This window comes from Amycolatopsis sp. M39, assembly GCF_001651785.1.
Classification (GTDB): Bacteria; Actinomycetota; Actinomycetes; order Mycobacteriales; family Pseudonocardiaceae; genus Amycolatopsis; species Amycolatopsis rubida.
The window spans coordinates 301195-317647 of the sequence record NZ_LWSF01000001.1 but is presented as its reverse complement, the minus strand read 5'-3'; the positions used below and the strand labels follow the sequence as shown (position 1 = coordinate 317647).

16 protein-coding genes and 1 tRNA gene are annotated in these 16453 nt (G+C 67.5%); 9 read left to right on the top strand and 8 right to left on the bottom strand.

Going from position 1 to position 16453, the window contains the following annotated elements; genetic code table 11:
• The first annotated feature begins 522 nt into the window (after positions 1 to 522).
• The 4 genes from A4R44_RS01625 to A4R44_RS01610 are packed head-to-tail and all read left to right on the top strand — an operon-like array spanning position 523 to position 3592.
• Positions 523 to 834 (top strand): hypothetical protein, encoded by a 312-nt coding sequence (locus tag A4R44_RS01625; protein WP_067575680.1) that lies wholly within the window; start codon positions 523 to 525, stop codon positions 832 to 834.
• On the top strand, positions 834 to 1472 hold the full coding sequence (locus A4R44_RS01620) for a DUF3558 domain-containing protein (protein WP_095213144.1): 639 nt from the start codon (positions 834 to 836) through the stop codon (positions 1470 to 1472). Before A4R44_RS01625 ends, A4R44_RS01620 begins: the two co-directional genes overlap by 1 nt.
• Positions 1472 to 2830 carry a hypothetical protein gene (locus A4R44_RS01615; RefSeq protein WP_067575678.1) on the top strand — a complete coding sequence of 453 codons (1359 nt, stop codon included), beginning with the start codon at positions 1472 to 1474 and terminating at the stop codon, positions 2828 to 2830. The genes A4R44_RS01620 and A4R44_RS01615 overlap by 1 nt, the downstream gene beginning before the upstream one ends.
• Before the next feature lie 9 nt (positions 2831 to 2839).
• On the top strand, positions 2840 to 3592 hold the full coding sequence (locus A4R44_RS01610; protein ID WP_067575676.1) for an ESX secretion-associated protein EspG: 753 nt from the start codon (positions 2840 to 2842) through the stop codon (positions 3590 to 3592).
• 103 nt (positions 3593 to 3695) lie between these two features.
• On the opposite strand, the gene A4R44_RS47715 is transcribed toward A4R44_RS01610, so the two are convergent.
• Both A4R44_RS47715 and A4R44_RS01605 read right to left on the bottom strand, forming a co-directional pair.
• Positions 3696 to 3836 carry a hypothetical protein gene (locus tag A4R44_RS47715; protein ID WP_157904807.1) on the bottom strand — a complete coding sequence of 47 codons (141 nt, stop codon included), beginning with the start codon at positions 3834 to 3836 and terminating at the stop codon, positions 3696 to 3698.
• Positions 3837 to 3922: 86 nt separating this feature from the next.
• A complete protein-coding gene (locus A4R44_RS01605; protein WP_067575675.1) occupies positions 3923 to 4234 on the bottom strand; it encodes a hypothetical protein in 312 nt (103 codons plus the stop codon).
• Between the two features lie 526 nt (positions 4235 to 4760).
• On the opposite strand from A4R44_RS01605, the gene A4R44_RS47710 reads away from it, so the two are divergent.
• A complete protein-coding gene (locus A4R44_RS47710) occupies positions 4761 to 5237 on the top strand; it encodes a hypothetical protein (RefSeq protein ID WP_157904806.1) in 477 nt (158 codons plus the stop codon).
• Between the two features lie 877 nt (positions 5238 to 6114).
• On the opposite strand, the gene A4R44_RS01585 is transcribed toward A4R44_RS47710, so the two are convergent.
• From A4R44_RS01585 to A4R44_RS01575, 3 genes are all read right to left on the bottom strand, one after another.
• Positions 6115 to 6188 (bottom strand) — tRNA-Leu (locus A4R44_RS01585).
• 80 nt (positions 6189 to 6268) lie between these two features.
• Positions 6269 to 7597 (bottom strand): NAD(P)/FAD-dependent oxidoreductase, encoded by a 1329-nt coding sequence (locus A4R44_RS01580; RefSeq protein WP_067575663.1) that lies wholly within the window; start codon positions 7595 to 7597, stop codon positions 6269 to 6271.
• Between the two features lie 84 nt (positions 7598 to 7681).
• On the bottom strand, positions 7682 to 8365 hold the full coding sequence (locus A4R44_RS01575) for a uracil-DNA glycosylase (RefSeq protein WP_067575661.1): 684 nt from the start codon (positions 8363 to 8365) through the stop codon (positions 7682 to 7684).
• 72 nt (positions 8366 to 8437) lie between these two features.
• On the opposite strand from A4R44_RS01575, the gene A4R44_RS01570 reads away from it, so the two are divergent.
• Positions 8438 to 9928 carry a S10 family peptidase gene (locus tag A4R44_RS01570; RefSeq protein ID WP_067575659.1) on the top strand — a complete coding sequence of 497 codons (1491 nt, stop codon included), beginning with the start codon at positions 8438 to 8440 and terminating at the stop codon, positions 9926 to 9928.
• 40 nt (positions 9929 to 9968) lie between these two features.
• On the opposite strand, the gene A4R44_RS01565 is transcribed toward A4R44_RS01570, so the two are convergent.
• Entirely contained in the window at positions 9969 to 10571 is a 603-nt protein-coding gene (locus A4R44_RS01565) for a DNA-binding response regulator (RefSeq protein WP_067575658.1), read from the bottom strand.
• Positions 10568 to 11704, bottom strand: a complete 1137-nt coding sequence (locus tag A4R44_RS01560) for a sensor histidine kinase (protein WP_067575657.1) — start codon at positions 11702 to 11704, stop codon at positions 10568 to 10570. Before A4R44_RS01560 ends, A4R44_RS01565 begins: the two co-directional genes overlap by 4 nt.
• A 135-nt stretch (positions 11705 to 11839) precedes the next feature.
• Here A4R44_RS01560 and A4R44_RS01555 point away from each other — a divergent pair, with 135 nt between their 5' ends.
• The 3 genes from A4R44_RS01555 (at position 11840) to A4R44_RS49840 (ending at position 14619) form a co-directional block, all read left to right on the top strand.
• The gene (locus A4R44_RS01555; RefSeq protein ID WP_067575656.1) at positions 11840 to 12724 is read left to right on the top strand and encodes an ABC transporter ATP-binding protein; all 885 of its coding nucleotides are present in this window, start codon (positions 11840 to 11842) and stop codon (positions 12722 to 12724) included.
• A 14-nt stretch (positions 12725 to 12738) separates the two neighbouring features.
• On the top strand, positions 12739 to 13458 hold the full coding sequence (locus A4R44_RS01550) for an ABC transporter permease (RefSeq protein WP_067575655.1): 720 nt from the start codon (positions 12739 to 12741) through the stop codon (positions 13456 to 13458).
• Between the two features lie 585 nt (positions 13459 to 14043).
• Positions 14044 to 14619, top strand: coding sequence for an alpha/beta hydrolase (locus A4R44_RS49840; protein WP_232791459.1), 576 nt, complete (start codon positions 14044 to 14046; stop codon positions 14617 to 14619).
• A 41-nt stretch (positions 14620 to 14660) separates the two neighbouring features.
• Here A4R44_RS49840 and A4R44_RS01540 read toward each other — a convergent pair whose 3' ends face one another.
• On the bottom strand, positions 14661 to 16376 hold the full coding sequence (locus tag A4R44_RS01540) for a S8 family serine peptidase (protein ID WP_067575650.1): 1716 nt from the start codon (positions 16374 to 16376) through the stop codon (positions 14661 to 14663).
• Positions 16377 to 16453 lie beyond the last annotated feature (77 nt).

The following is a 16453-nucleotide window of genomic DNA, read 5'->3' as shown; positions in this document are numbered from 1 at the left end:
CGGTGTGTTGTCCGGCCACAGAGCCATCCGCGAGAATGGGAGCCAATGCGACTGGGAACGCTCGCGCCTCCGCCAGCCCCAGCGATGAGGACGGAATCCCGGGAGACGGGGCGCAACGACTTTCTGCCCCCCGGGGGCAGCTGGAACGCGTCGGACGGCGCGCTTGTCGTCGGCCGTTTCTGGACTACTCCCCGGTGCGCGCGACGACAATTAAGAAGGGCGCTGTGTTCTTTGCCGCTACAGAGATCCGCTGGCCAGCGGCGAAGTAGCCGGTTTTCACACCCTGGCGTTACTGATCGATTACAGTCATGGCTGGGGTGATCTTGCGCGGGCTGCCCCACCGTGGTGGTGACGTGTCGCTTGAGGGGGCGCATCGTGGGTCAACCTGCGTCGAAAGCAGGCAGCTGGCTTGACGGCCTGATGTTCAACATCGGGGACCCGCCGGGTGGCGGAGGCGGGGCTGCTGCGGGCGGTGGTCCGGGTTCGGGCGGGCAGGGGTTCAGCCTCAGCCATGATGAGGCGATGAGCATGCTGAACCTGGCGCGCGGCATCCGCGACGATCTGGCGAAGATGATCCCCAAGGCAGAACGTCTCACGCATCTGAGCCCGCCTGCCGAGGACCCTGCCAGCAAGGGCTACAACGCGCTTCTTTCCGGATCAGGCACGGATGCCAGCGCGTTCGGCCACGGCCTGGGCCACATTCAGCGCGAACGCGACTACGTCTCGACACTGATCGAGCGGCTGGAGAAAGCCCTGCACATCACCCAGAGCGGCGACGACGACGCGGCGGGAGCGGTGCAGAACGCCGCGAACTCGGGCGGAGGGCTCGCCTGATGGCTTCGCGCATGCTCGTGCAGTCGGCTGGGCTGGTCGTGCTTGCCGCGGTCGCGGCCGGCTGCAGTTCTCCCGGCAATTCCGGTTCCGGTCTCCCGACGTCCGCAGGCGCACCCGCGAGCACCTCCGCGTCGGCGGCCTTGCCGCACAGCGGCGCGCCCAAGGTGGCGAACCCGTTGCCGTCGACGATCCTGGACGGTTCGCCTTGCGACGGCGGCCTCACCGCGGCGCAGTTGAACGAGATCATCGGCCAGGCCCCGCAGGGCTCGCCCGACACCAAGTCCAGCCTGGGCCCGAGCTGTACGTGGATCAACAGCGTCAAGGGTTCCTACGTCGACGTCGCCTACGACACCAAAAGCGACGACGGGCTCAGCTCGTGGTACGCGAACACCAAGCCGAAGTCGGTGGTGTGGAAGGAATCCGAGGTGCTCGGGTTCCCGTCGGTCGCGCACGTGACGCAGAGCAGCGACTCCCCCGACGAGTTCTGCCAGGTCACCATCGGGATCAACGACCAGCGGACCGTGGACGTCTCCATCGGCCTCAGCTCTGCGAAAAAAGGAACCGTCGACCCCTGCTACGTGGCGAACGTCGCCGCCCAGCGGGTGATGACGAATCTGAAGCACAGAGCGGGTTCGTGATGTCGATCTTCGATGTCCTGGGCGACGCGGCGAAAGCCGTCGGGCACGCCGTCGAAGGCGCCGTCGAGTGGGTCGGAGACCGGGCCGGCGATGTCGGCGGATGGTTCGGCGATCTGTTCGAGGGCAACCTCGGCGAGCAGGCCGTGCCCCAATCCGAGCTGGTCGAGCAGATCATGGCGAGCAAGGGCGCGCCGGACTGGCACGGCGGTGCCGATCAGGCCGCGGAATTGGCCGAGCAGCACGCGCAGGTCAGCGGTCGCGTGCAGCAGCTGATGTCGGGCATGGAATCATCCTGGACCGGCGGCGGCGCGGACGCCGCGCAGGCGCGGATCAAGCCGCTGGCGGACGTGTCGCAGGCCGCGTCACAGACCTTCACCGCGAACTCGCAGAACGCCAGCGGCCTGGCGCACGGGTTCGACCAGCTGAAAACGTCGCTGCGGCCGATGCCCGAGACTCCGCCGCACCGGACGTTCCTGGACGAGGCGCAGTTCTGGCGGACCACCGACACCGAAGCGAAAATCAACCAGTACAACGAGATCGCGCAACAGAATCTCGACAAGTACAACACGTATGCGGACACCGCGAAGTCCGCAGGCCAAGGCTTGAAAATCGACTACGGGCAACTGCAGGACTTCGGCGACGGCACCGTCGACATCAGCTCACAGCCCAAGGAACCGGTCGACCACAGGGCGGGCCCGGACAATCCTCACCAGCGCAGCAGCGGCCACCAGCCGCCCGTGGCAGCTCCCGGCACCAGCGGGCCGGCGCAGTCGTTCGCTCCCCCTCCACCGCCGTCGACGGCTCCGGTGCAGTACTACCCGTCGGCCAGGCACCCAGCGGGGCTGCCGCACTACCAGCCTGGAGGCGGACCCGGCGACGGGACGACCACGGCCGGATGGACACCACCGGCATACGAGCGCCCCAACAGCCCGGGCTGGGCACCTCTCCCGCTGCCGAACACCGGCGCAGGCACTAACGGCGGCAACCCGTCGCCGGGATTCGTCGCGGACTTCGGACCCACCGGCGGGCTGCCCGGGACCGGCCCGGGCAGCCCTGGCGGGACCACGGGCGGCCGGCCCGCAGGGCCGGGCGCGGGTTCCGGTGCCGCGGAAGAGCCGATGTCCCGCGGCGGCGCGAACTCGGCCGCGGCCCGAGGCGCGGCCGGTGCCAAGGGAACACCGGGAATGGGTGGCATGGCCGGCGGCGGCAAGGGCGGAAAAGGCGAGGAAGACAAGGAACACCAGCGCAAGTACGGGCTGGACGACGATTCCGCGTTCGACCTCACCGACGACGAGGACGGCCGGCTGCGCGACCCGCGCACCGGCCTGCCGCCGACCCCGCCCACCATCGGAGGCTGACCCGCGCCGATGACGATCATCGACCGACCGGTCCGGATGCCGCGACCGGCGTTCTTCGCCGCCTGGAACTACACCGGCCTGACCAGCCTCCCCGTCGTGGTGACCCCCGAACACGCCTACCTGACCGCGGAATTCGCCGCCGAGCGAGAGCGGCGAGCGATGGACCGGTTCGCCGCCCTCGGACTCGCCACCCCGGACCGACGGTTGACCCCGCAATTCCGGGCCACCCTGGAACTGCTCGCCGCACCCGCCCGCGAGTGCTACTCCTGGGCCGCGTTCACCCACCGCCCGCACGACGACGGCGCGTTCTTCGTCGCCACGGCCGGACGCGACGCCGTCCGGCTGATCACCGACCACCAGTCGATCCAGCTCGACCCGGTCCCGCCCCGCAACCTCGCCACCGCACTGGTCGAAGCCCTGCCGGAACACCCACCCGCCCGGATGACAACCCTGCGAATCCCCACGACCTACCTCGAAGACACCGACGCCGACCCGCTATCGGAAATGTCCGGCCACGCCGACGACCTGCGCCACATCCTTCGGGCCGAACGCACCGCCGTGCACAAGCTCCACGCCGCGGTCGGACACGGCGCCGACCGGGTCCACAGCACGGCGCTGACCGTCTACGACCTCACCCGCACCGGCCGCGTGCTCGCCTTCACCAGCGACACTCCGTACGGCGGGCTGGAAGCCACCGTATGCAGCGGCAACCGCACCAACCTCGTCGACGCGCTCAACCTCACCCTCAACGGACTCGCCTGACGCCGTCGATTCACGGCAGTCCCCGTAGACGCATGCCGGTCCGACTACCAGGACAGCCGACGATCCTGCCGCAAACACCCGCGACGATCGCCCTCTTCCGCGCTCAGCACTGGCTCCACGGATACAGAGCGCTGAACTGGTCGAACACGTCGTTCAAATCCTCATCCCGAGCCAGATCGTCCACGACGACCGACGCTCCCGAAAGCACGTCCGCGGCAGCAAGCACACCGACAACAGCCTGCACTACCGCAGCATACCGACCCGGCGGCACATCAGACGGCAACTGCACCCGAAACTCACGAGGCACCACACGCGGAAAATTGCCCGTCATCAATTGGTGACACCAACTCGCGTTACGATATCGAGCATTTGCCCCTCGATGCCGGGAACGGGTACGTACTCGAATTGGCGCGAGCCGGAAGCGCAAAACCGATCCTCGACTTCGCGCAGGATCTGCTCGATCGCACCGACCGCCTGGTCGACGAGGACGTATTCCTGATCATTCTGGCCACGCCTGGCGAATGGGACGCCTGCCGCGTCCCCGCGAGCGCCATCACCGTAGTCCTCGTACCACCGACGGCCAAGGAGATCATCGAGCGCCGCCTCACTGACCGCTACGGATGCGCCGACCGCCTTCAGCACCTGGGCATACCACCTCTTATTGAGCTCATGACGGCAGAACTGCCCCGACAAGCCCGCTAGCGGACCGGATCTCAGCTGTCGTCTAAAAGCGCTCAACGCTGTCCGCATTGGGAATACATTGTCCATCACCGAGACACGACCCGGCCTCGACACTGCGGCGCTGGAGCACGTCTGGGTCGAACGACCCCAACTGCGTCCGGTCTTCCAGGACTGGGTCATCGCAATCTCGGAAAAAGCATCGCCTACGCGCTTGAGCCGTATCGCTTCCCAGCTGGTAGCTCTGGCCGTCCGACAAGCGCCCGATACTTCTCTCCGAGTTGTGGAACGGTGGGGACAAGGAACAGCCACTCAGCAACGCCTCGCTGTGGAGATGCTGGATCGCACGGTGCTCGACAGAAGCGTCGGGAGAGCGGTACGGGGCAAGCTGACGGATGGGCGACCCAGGTAAAAGTCACGCCAGAACTGCGTCAGGTAGTGGCCGAGGTCTGCGGTCGACAGCTCGCGATCGTGAAACCGGAGGTCGCGTTTGACACGCCTGCGCGGTGTCCTCTCGAAGGACATCGACCCGACGGTCGCATTGCGCTCGGTGAAGTTCATAGCCGCCCAACCTGGTCTGGCTGCAGCCACTCTGCAGCGAGTACGACGATGGATAGACGGCGAAGCGCCAGAAGCCGGCGCGAAAGCGTTCCTCGCGCTGATGCAGGTCGACGCAGAGTCAGTAGTACCCGTGCTGCTGGCAGAGCATGATCCGGAACACGACGTCATGACCGTGCTGCGTCAAGGATGGCTCTCAGTCGCTCAGATGGCCGAGCATCGCACGAAAGTTGGCATGACGATGCTCGCCTGGCTCGACGCCGCCGACAATCGCGAAGACGACAGAATGACCACGCTCGCAGTCGTGTCCGTGTTAGCGTCCGTTCTCCGGGCGAAGCTGGACAGGTCGGGCTGCCCCGTTTTGACGGACACGCAACGTGTCAGCAGATATCGGCTTCTGGCGCGCTGAACGATGATCCGAGTCTGCCCGTCTCGCCTGCGCCAGGAGCACATCCGCTGGGCGGCTGACGGCAGTCTGGTCGGCGTCCCTGTTCCGCACATCCTTGTAGAATCGAGGTCTCGCCTCCGCCGCACCCTCATCCCGACCCGCGCCGCCAACCGGCCTGTACAGACCGACCTGATGCGTGAGTCGCGGGCACCGCGTGGCGCTGATTGCTTGCAACAGGCCAGGACCTACCTCCGACCAGCCGACCAGCAGCAGTGGCCCCACCGCGTCGAACGCCGCCTTTCCGAACTGGGCTGGCAGGAGAGGCTCCGCCACGTTCAGCGCAAGGATGACCACGCTCGCGAAGATCAGCAGGCGACGGACAGGCCGGAGCACACCCGAAGGCGCGCCGCTGAGCGCGAGGTGACGCGTGGCAAGTAGCAGGCCGAGGATCGAAAGATCGACGGCAGGAGCCACCAGCGGTGCAACCCATGGGGGGGTACACCGGGTCGGAGCGCCAGGCTGAGCACGTTGCCGAAGCCGAACAAAAACGTCAGGCCGGCACCCGTGCCCATGATCAGGCAGACGCGCCAGACAACGGCGGCAGAATCAGCCTGATCCTCGTACGCAAAGCTGCTCCCCTTGGCTGCCATTAGACGCCATCTCCAGCCTTGCCGACCTGGAAACTGCCCTCAAGCACCAGCATCCCGCTGGAAACCCGCTGGTTGGTCCTGGGACCGTCTGCATGTAGCCCTGAACAGCAACAGACTGCGCTGCGACCAACCGTTCGAAACCGATGAGTTCATCGGGCACCACCGCTCTTGCGGCGACGTCGGGAAATCCGAACAGTCGCGGAAAGCCGCAGCTCACAACCAGAGCGGGCTGGTGAGGATGCTGTCTGTGCCCCCGACGGGGTTCGAACCCGCACTGGGTCGATTTTAAGTCGACTGCCTCTGCCGATTGGGCTACGGGGGCCCACCCACCCTAGCGAACCCACCGCCGGACGCGGCAAAGCCGGGCCGCCCCAAGGCGACCCGGCTTGACCAAAAAGACGTTCAGCCCTTGCTGGCCCGGTTGAACTCTTCCTTCGGGTTGTTGATCTGCCCCAGCGAGATGACCTCCCGCCGGAACAGCCCGCCCAGCATCCAGTCGAACAGGATGCGGATCTTGCGGTTCCACGTCGGCATCGCCTTGAGGTGGTAGGCGCGGTGGAACAGCCACGCCGGGAAGCCCTTGATCTTCAGGTTCAGTGCGTCCGCCACGCCCTTGTGCAGGCCGAGGCTCGCGACCGCGCCCAGGTTCTTGTGGAAATAGTCCTTCGGCTGTCCGCCGCGGATCACCTTGATGATGTTCTTCGCCAGCAGGCGGGCCTGGCGGACCGCGTGCTGGGCGTTCGGCGGGCAGGTCGCCGTCGGGTCCTGTTCGGTGCGCGACAGGTCCGGGATGGCCGCGTTGTCGCCCGCGGTCCAGACGTCCGGGTGGCCGACGACCTGCATCGCGGCGGTCGCCTCGACGCGGCCGCGCTTGTCGAGCGGCAGGTCCGAGCCGGCGAGGACCGGGTTGGCCTTCACGCCCGCGGTCCAGATGATCGTGTCGGTGTCGAACTCGGTGCCGTCCGAGAGCACGACGTGGCCGTCTTCGAACGACTTCGCCGCGGTCGACAGGTAGACCTCGATGCCGCGCTTCTCCAGCTGCTGCACCGTGTACACGCCGAGCGTCTCGCGCACCTCGGGCAGGATCCGCCCGGCCGCCTCGACCATCACCCAGCGGATGTCCGCCGGCTTGATGTTCGGGTAGTAGTTCTCGACCGCGAAGCGGGTCATGTCCTCAAGCTCGGCCAGCGCCTCGATGCCCGCGAACCCGCCGCCGACCACGGTGAACGTGAGCAGGCGCTTGCGCAGCTCGGGGTCGAGCGTGCTGGCGGCCTCGTCCAGCTTGGTCATGATGTGGTTGCGCAGGTAGATCGCCTCGCCGATGGTCTTGAAGGCGATGCCCTGCTCGGCGAGACCGGGGATCGGCAGGATCCGCGCGACGGCGCCGAGCGCGACCACGAGCACGTCGTAGTTCAGCGTCTCGATGTGACCGTCGGCCGCCTCGACCGTGACGGCCTTGCGCTCGTTCTCGATCTTCGTGACCCGCGCGGTCAGCACGTGGCAGCGCTTCAGCACGCGGCGCAGCGGCACGACCACGTGCCGCGGCTCGATCGCGCCGGCCGCCGCCTCGGGCAGGAACGGGGCATAGGTCATGTGCGGCTGCGGGTCAACGACGGTCACGGAGGCCTCGTTGGCACGCAGCATCTTCTGAAGCCCGTACGCGGTGTACAGGCCGACGTATCCACCACCGAGGACGAGGATCCGAGTCGGTTCCGACTTCGCAGCAGCCATGTACCTATAGTCGCACCTCCAAAGCGGCTCCGCTCGGGTACCCCACCCCGCTGTGACCAGCATCGCCACGCTGGTTGTCACGATTCAGATGAGCCCGGCCGCCGAGGCCGCGGAGGTGAACGCGGTCACCACCATGGGCTGTGTCACACGACCGGTCTGGACATTGCGCGGTGACACGTGGTAGCAGCCGAACACCGCGAGGTCGCCGGCCTGCATCCGGGCGCCGTGCGCGAAGGCCGGACGCGGTTTCGGCACCGGCCAGCCCGCGGCGGACAGCACCGGCAGCAGCGCCTGCCAGCCGAACGCGCCGAGCACGACGATCGAACGCAGGGTCGGCCGCAGCAGGTCCAGTTCGTCGGCCAGCCAGTGCCGGCAGGTGTCCCGTTCGGCGGGGGTCGGCCGGTTCTCCGGCGGCGCGCAACGGACCGGCGAGACGAGCCGGGTGCCGCGCAGCGTGAGCCCGTCGCCGATGGCCGTCGACACCGGCTGCGACGCGAGACCGACCTCGTACAGCACGCGGAAAAGGAAGTCGCCGGACGGATCGCCGGTGAACATCCGGCCGGTGCGGTTGGCCCCGTGCGCGGACGGCGCGAGCCCGACCACGGCCAGCGCGGCGTCCTCCGCGCCGAAACCGGGGACCGGCCGCGCCCAATACCGCTCGCCCGCGAACGCCGCCTTCGTCCCGGCCACGCTTTCGCGCCAGTCGACCAGCCGCGGGCACGCGCGGCATTCGACCAGAGCGGAGTCGAGAGCGGCGAACGTGCGCATCCAGCCAACCTAGCTCGTGAGCGGCGATCGCGGTGCTAACCGTGATCGCCGCTCACGAGCTAGGTTGGGGCCATGGCCGATACCACCGCGGACGAGACCGCCGAGAAGACCAAGGACGAGGAGACGAAGGCGACCGAGCCCGTCGACGACCTCGTCACGACGCAGCACACCCTCACCGTCAAGCGGCGCAAGCTCGCCTACACCGCCCAGACCGGCCGGATCGTGCTCCGCCAAGAGGTCAAAAAGGACGGAAAGTTCGAGGGTCACCAGGCCAAGGCCGAGGTTTTCCTCACCGCCTACACCCTCGACGACGCCGACCCCGGCACCCGACCGGTCACCTTCGCCTTCAACGGCGGCCCCGGTTCCTCCAGCATCTGGCTCCACATGGGCCTGCTCGGACCGCGCCGGGTGCTGTCCGGCGACGTCAACGACCCGGTGCCGCCGCCGTACGGGCTCGAGGACAACCCGGACAGCCTGCTCGCGCACAGCGACCTGGTGTTCATCGACCCGGTCCAGACCGGCTACTCGCGGGTGACCGACGGCGGCGAATCCCAGCCGTACACCGGTTTCCAGGGCGACGTCGAATCGGTCGCGGAGATCATCCGGCTGTGGGTTTCGCGCAACCAGCGCTGGCTGTCGCCGAAGTTCCTCGCCGGCGAGTCGTACGGCACGCTGCGCGCGGCCGCGCTGGCCGGGCACTTGCAGGAGCGCTACGGACTGTACCTCAACGGCCTGATGCTCATCTCGTCCGTTTTGGACCTCGGCACGCTGCGTTTCCACGAGGGCAACGACCTGCCGTACTCGCTGTTCCTGCCCACGTACGCGGCGATCGCGCACTACCACGGCCGCCACGGCGACCGTCCGCTCGACGACGTGCTCGCCGACGCCGAGGACTTCGCCTCGAAGGAACTGCCGTGGGCGCTTTCCCGCGGCGCGCGGCTGTCTACTCAGGACCGTACCGAGGCGGTGCAGACGCTGGCGTCGCTCACCGGGCTCAGCGAGTCCTATGTGGACCGGGTGAACCTGCGGATCGAGCACATCCGGTTCTTCACCGAACTGCTGCGCGACCAGGCCAAGACCGTCGGCCGGATGGACGGCCGGTTCACCACGTGGGAACCGGACGGCGGCGTCGAGCACATGAGCGACGACCCCTCGGTGTCGCGGATCATCGGCGCCTACTCGGCGGGCTTCAACCACTACGTGCGCGCCGAGCTCGGCTACGAGAACGACCTTCCGTACGAGATCCTTTCCACCGACGTGTTCAAGGCCTGGTCCTACAAGGAGTTCGAGGGCCGTTCAGTGTCCGTTGTAGACACCTTGAGCGCGGCGATGCGAGCCAACCCGCACCTGCAAGTCCACGTCGCCTTCGGGCATTACGACGGCGCGACGGCGTACTACGCGTCCGAGTACGTGCTCTCGCAGCTGAAGATCCCGGAGGAGCTGCGGGAGAACATCGACACGGCTTACTACCCGGCCGGGCACATGATGTACGTGCACGAACCGTCGCGGGTGCAGCAGTCGAAGGACCTGGGCAAGTTCGTGAACAAGGCGTCCAACCGCTGACCTCGTGAGTGCCTATCGCGGTGAGAACCGCGATAGGCACTCACAACCAGTCGTGCTCCCGCGCATACCGCGCCGCCTCGTGCCGCGTCCGCGTCTGCGTCTTCTGCATCGCATTCGACAGATAATTCCGCACAGTCCCCTCCGCCAGATGCAGCTGCGCCGCGATGTCGGCGACCGAATACCCCTCCCGCGTCGCCCGCAGTACGTCGATTTCCCGGACGGTCAACGGGCAGTCGTCGACCACCGCGAGCGCCGAGACGTCCGGGTCGATCCAGCGTTTGCCCTCGTCCAGCGTCCGGATCACCGCCGCGATGTGCGCCGGTTCCGCCGATTTGCTGACGAATCCCTGCACGCCGAGTTTCAACGCCTTGCGCAGCACACCCGGCCGCGCGTGCCGGGTCAGCATCAGGATCACCTGCTCCGGACGCTCCCGCCGGATCCGCGCGACCGCGCCCAGTCCGTCCACATTGGGCATCTCCAGGTCGATCACCAGCACGTCCGGCCGATGCTCCACAGTGGCCCGCACCGCCGCCTCGCCGTCTTCCGCCTCGGCGAGCACGGTGATCTCGTCCTCCATCGGCAGCAACGCGGCCATCGCCTTGCGGAGCAGGGCTTCGTCGTCGGCAAGCACCACCGTCGTCATCGCGACACCTTCTCCGGGAACGCCGCGGCCGTCACGAACCGGCCGTCCTTCTGCTCCACCGTCAATTCTCCGCCCTGGTCCGCCAGCCGCGCGCCCAACGCGGACAGTCCGCTCAGTTCTGGAGCACCGTCGGAGGCTCCGTCGTTGACGATGCTGATCCCGCTTTCGGCCAACGTGATCCGCACCTGCCGGGCTTGCGCGTGCCGGAGGATGTTCGTAGTGGTCTCGCGCAGCACTTGGCCGAGCAGTTCGTCCACACCGGAACCGGCCTCCGCGAGCCGCTCGACGCGCACGTGGATCCCCGCCGCCTCGAACAGGTTCTTCGCGTTCTCCAGCTCCGCGGACAGATTGAGCCGCCGCTGCGCGTAAGCGAGTTCCTTGGTCTGCACGATGGTCTCGCCGACCAGGGTGTGCACCTCGCGCAACTCCTCTTGCGCGCGGTCGAGATCCCGGTGCAGCAGCTTCTCCGCGAGCGCGACCTTCAGCTTCACCACGTGCAGCGTGTGCCCCTGGATGTCGTGCAGTTCGCTGGCGAACCGGACCCGTTCGCGGACCACCGCCAGCTCTGCCTCTTTCCCCCGGGACTGTTCCAGCTCCGCCACGAGGTCGTAGAGCCGTTGGCTGGCGAACATCAGCAAGGTCGACAGCGCCGAGCCGATCGCGGGGGTCACCACGTAGGCCACCACGCGCGCGCCGAGATGGTCGTGGTGCGACAGCAAATTGGCCGCGCCGATCACGCTGGTCAGCACGCCGAAGCCGACCAGCGCGGCGAACCGGTGCCGCGGCAGCGGCGGGATGAGGAACGAGCCGACCATGCTCAGCCCGTAGAACGCCATGGGGCTGTTGCTCAGCGCACCGGCGAACCAGACGAACGCGGTGAGCACCAGGCAGGGGCGGGCGACCCGGACGAAGTCGCCCGCGGTCCAGCGTTCGGCGGTGGCGGTCGCGGCCAGCAGCCCGATCACCTGGATGACGACGTGCCACCAGGTCCGGCTGCCGAGGACGATCAGCAGTACACCGACGACCAGCAGCGGCGGCATCACCGTGATGAGGTTGAGCCGCCGCAGCCGGTCCTGGACCGCGTCGCCGGACCACGACATCCGGCGGGACCGCGGCGGGCTGATCTCGGTCATGGTGCTCCAGCTTCGGCCAGGGAATTCGATCCCAGCATGCCGCAGCCGCCGAGAGCCCACCAGTGACGCAGCGTCATGTCTTCGGCTGACGTGGCCGCACTACTGCCGACCAGCGGATCCAGCTGGAATCGGAGCATGTCCACGACCCCAGTCATCGAAGTCGACCGCTTGAACCTCACCTACGGCGACTTCCAGGCCGTGCGCGATCTGTCGTTCCAGGTCGCCCGTGGCGAACTGTACGCGCTGCTCGGCACCAACGGTGCCGGGAAGACCTCGACGCTGGAGACCGTCGAGGGCCACCGCAAACCCAGCTCGGGCACCGTGCGGGTGTTCGGAAAGGACCCGCGCGACCGCGCTTCCGTGCGTCCCCGGATGGGGATCATGCTGCAGGAAAGCGGCTTCTCGCCGGACCTGACCGTGCGCGAATCGATCCGGCTGATCGGCAACCTGACCCAGCGCGACGACGATGTCGAGCGGCTGCTCGGCATCACCGACCTCACCCGCAAAGCCACCACCAGGGTGTCGCAGCTGTCCGGCGGCGAGAAACGCCGGCTCGACTTCGCGACCGCCGTGTACGGGACCCCTGACCTGGTCTTCCTCGACGAACCGACCACTGGTCTGGACATCCAGTCGCGCGACGCGCTGTGGGACGCGGTGGACCGGCTCCGCGAGGACGGCACCACCATCGTCCTGACCACGCACTACCTGGAGGAAGCGCAGCAGCGCGCCGATCGCATCGGTCTGATGCACCAAGGCACGCTCAACCGGGAAGGCACCGTCGCCGAGCTGACCCGGACGCTGCCCGCGACCATCCGCTTCGGACTTCCGCCGCACGCCCCGGCGCCGCCGCTGCAAGCGACCCGCGAAGAGGACGACCGGTTCCTCATCGAGACCTTCGGCCTCCAGAAAGACCTGCACACCCTGCTCACCTGGGCAGCGGACTACGCCGTGGAACTGGCCGAACTGGAAGCCGGGCCGACCCGCCTCGACGACGTCTTCCGCGCCATCAGCAACGCGTAATGAAAGGCTTTCCCATGCTCTCGATCGCCCGCGGCGAACTGATCCAGCTCTTCCGAAATCGCCTGGTACTGGTCACCTCGCTGATCCTGCCAGTCGCATTCAGCGCTTTCTTCATTTCCCGTCACGAAACCTTCGCACAGCTCGGAAGTCTCGGCTATATCGCGGCACTGACGCTTTTCTTCATTACCGCGATCGGCCTGTACACCACGACCGTCACCACCCTCGCCGCCCGGCGGCAGAACCTCTTCCTCAAACGCCTGCGCTCCACCGCGGCGAGCGACCCCGGCATTCTCGTCGGCCTGCTCCTGCCGATCACCGCGATCACCACGATCCAGGTCGGCGTCATCCTCGCCGTGCTCGGCGCGGTCACTGGCGCACCGAAGAACCCGCTGCTGCTGGTTGTCGCGGTCGTCGCCACCATCGCCATGATGGTCGCGCTCGGCCTGGCCACCGCCGGACTCACGAACTCGCCGGAACATGCCCAGGTCACCACCCTGCCGATCACGATCGCCGTCCTCGCGATCGCAAGTTGGATCGGAATCACCGGAACCGAACAGCTGTCCCTGCTGAAACGCCTTCTGCCCGGCGGCGCGGCCACCGAACTCGTATTGAATTCCTGGAACGGCGGAACTTCGGCAACCGACTCACTGGTCCTGCTCGGCCCGATCGCGGCGTGGCTGATTCTCAGCGTTACACTGGCGACGCGACTATTCCGCTGGGAACCGCGCCGCTGAAACCCCTTCCGGCACCGAGGAGATCAGAGTAACGTCGGCGGCCACCCGACCGGTGCCCGAACCACGGTTTCCGCGAACACAGCTTGATTTCGTGCACTTTCCGGTCATTTTCCTGAGTTCGATTGATCTCGGCAAAGGATGGAAGACCGTGCGAAAACAACTATTCGTCGCATTGGCGGCCGCCGCGTTGACGGTGACCGCCGCCCCGGCGTACGCGGCCCCGCCGAAGCCCGCGGTGCACTGGGGAGCCTGCCCGGCCGACGTCGCAGCTGCGGTGCGCTTCGCTCGACTACCGGCAGCCGGACGGCAAGAAGATCAGCATCGAGATCTCTCGGCCGCGGAGCATCGATCCGGTCGCCCGGCGCGGAGTGCCGCTGTTCAACCCGGGCGGCCCCGGCCTGACGTTCCCTGGGCCTGGTCCGGGCAGGCATCCCGACAAGCGCGCTCGCCCGCTACGACCTGATCGGCTTCGACCCCCGCGGCGTCGCCCACAGCAGTCCGGTGACCGCCGAGCGTCCCGAAGTACGCGCACAACGAGGCTGACATCGACGACGCCTCCGCGTTCGCCAAGGGGATCGCGCAGCAGTGCGTGGCCTCAAATCCGCTTCGGCGCTGCCGTATCTGACCACGCGGCACACTCTTCTCAACGACCAGGCTGCCCCGGCCGGTTCGCTGCGACCGGCAGCCAGGAGTTCGGAGCAGAGCCAGCGATCCACCATGATTTCGGTGCTGTGCGGGGACAACGCCTGGCCGCAGTCGATTTCGACCTATCAGCGCAACGTCACGCACGACCGGGTCAAGTACCCGATGCTCGGCGGTGCGGCGGCGAACGTCTGGCCCCGTGCGCACTGGGCCAAGCAGCCGCTCGAAACCCCGGTGCAGTTCAGCGACCAGGGACCGTCGAACCTGCTGCTGGTCCAGAACCTGCGCGACCCGGCGACCCCGCTGTCCGGCGCGCTCGAAACCCGCGAGGCGTTCGGCGGCCGGGCGCGAATGGTCACCGTGGACCAGGGCGGGCACGGCGCCGGCTTCCCTTATCTGAACAGCTGCGGTTTCAACGCCGTCACTGATTTCCTGGTGAACGGAACGCGTCCGGACACCGACAAATTCTGCGGTGCCGAAGCGAACACCACGCGGTCGCTCACCCCGCAGCAGTACTGAAACCGGCGGTGGGGCGGAGCACCCGCCCCACCGCCGCTCGTTCAGCGCAGGAACGCCGAACCCCGCGTCACCGCGGAATAGGCGTCCACCGAACCATGTCCGTAGAACCCGTTGAACGACGCGTCGCCCACGCAGGTCGCGGTGAACGAAGCGTCCCGGCCCTCCTTCAGGTAGTCGACCGTCCGCGGCACCGGGCACGCGATCGGCGCGGCCGTGCCCTCCAGCACCCGCTGCACCGCGTCCGGATCCATCGAGGCGGAATGCCCGGTCTTCTTTCCGTACTGGGAAACGATCAGCGCCGCGACACCAGTCGCATGTGGAGCGGCCATCGAAGTCCCTTGCAGCCACTGGTAATAGCCGACCCGGCCGTCCGCCGCCGTAGCCTTCTGCACGCCAAGCGCGACGCCGGCCGGAGTCACGTTGCCTTCCGCGTCGATGTTTCCGGCCGCCACGCCGACATTGCGCGGATAGGTGGACAGGATCTGGTTCTCCACCGTCCGGTACCAAGGCGTGCCGTAACCGTCCCGGAAATACCCGCCCGGCGCGGAGACGGAGATCTGCTCGGTGCCGTAGTTCGAGTAATCCGCCTTCGCCTGCGTCGGGCCGAACGAGCCGACCCCGATGGTGTGCGGACCTTCGACCGGCAGCGAGAAGCACGAAGAATTGTCGATCTTGCGCGGATGCGTCCCGTTCGCCGGATAGTCTGGGCTCGTGACGTCGTCGTGCGGGGCAGCCAGCTCGTCGTGCTGGTTGCCGAGCGCCACCACCATCGTCACGCCCTTGCGGTGCGCGTAGTTCAACGCCCGCGTGGTCGCTTCGATGACCGTGCGCTGTTCTGCCTGCTCCGCAGCGGAATCCGCCGGGTTCGAACGGCAGTTGTAGAGCCACGGGTCCACGTAGAAGCTCATGTTGACGACGTCGAGTCCGGCGTCGCCGGAATACGTCAGCGCGTCGACCGTCGGCTGGAGGAAGAAGTACCCGGAATCCTGGCCGGCGCGGACGTTCACCAGCGTCACGTTCGGCGCCACCCCGGACACGCCGAATCCGTTGGCCGCCGCCGCGATCGTGCCGGCGACGTGCGTGCCGTGGCCGTTGTCGTCGTGGTCCACCGGGTCGACGCAGCCGCGGTATTCGCACGGGCCGTCGACGACGGTGCCGTTGACGTCCGCGACGATGTCCTTGGTGAAGTTGCGCGAATCGGCCTTGTCGAAGTTCGGCGCGATGTCCGGGTGACTGCCGTCGACGCCCGTGTCGATGATGCCGACCTTCACCCGCTTGTCGCCAGCCTGCTTGGTACGAGCGAGGTCGGAGCGGGTGGATTTGAGACCCCAGAGCTGGTCGTCCAGCGGGTCGGTGCCGGCCGCCTTGTTCGCCGCGGCCTTGCGCGACACGCTGCCGCGGCCTTCCTTCTCGACCGCGTCCGGCTTCTCCTTCTTGCCCGCCTTCGGCGCGCTGCCGATCGATTTCGCCTTCGCCGCACCGAATACCGCACGGTTCGCCGAAACCCGCTCAGTGAAGCCGGCAGCGGGCGCGGTGGCAGTGATGAGCCCGACCGCGGTGTTGGTCGCGACGATCGTGCCGCCCGCGTCGCGCACCGCCTGCTGGGCGGTGGCGACACTCTGGCCGTCCCGCGCCAGCACGCTGAATTCCGTTACCGGTCCGGCCGGTTGGGCCGACGCCGCCGGAAGGGCGACGCCGGACACCGCACCGAACAATGGCACCGCGAGTGCCACAGCGAGCAATCTTGGTCTTTTCACGAGTCCTCCTGACGGAAACCGATAATGCAACGTACATAGCGGACACTGCGTGCGGCAATCGGCAAACCGGAGGAATC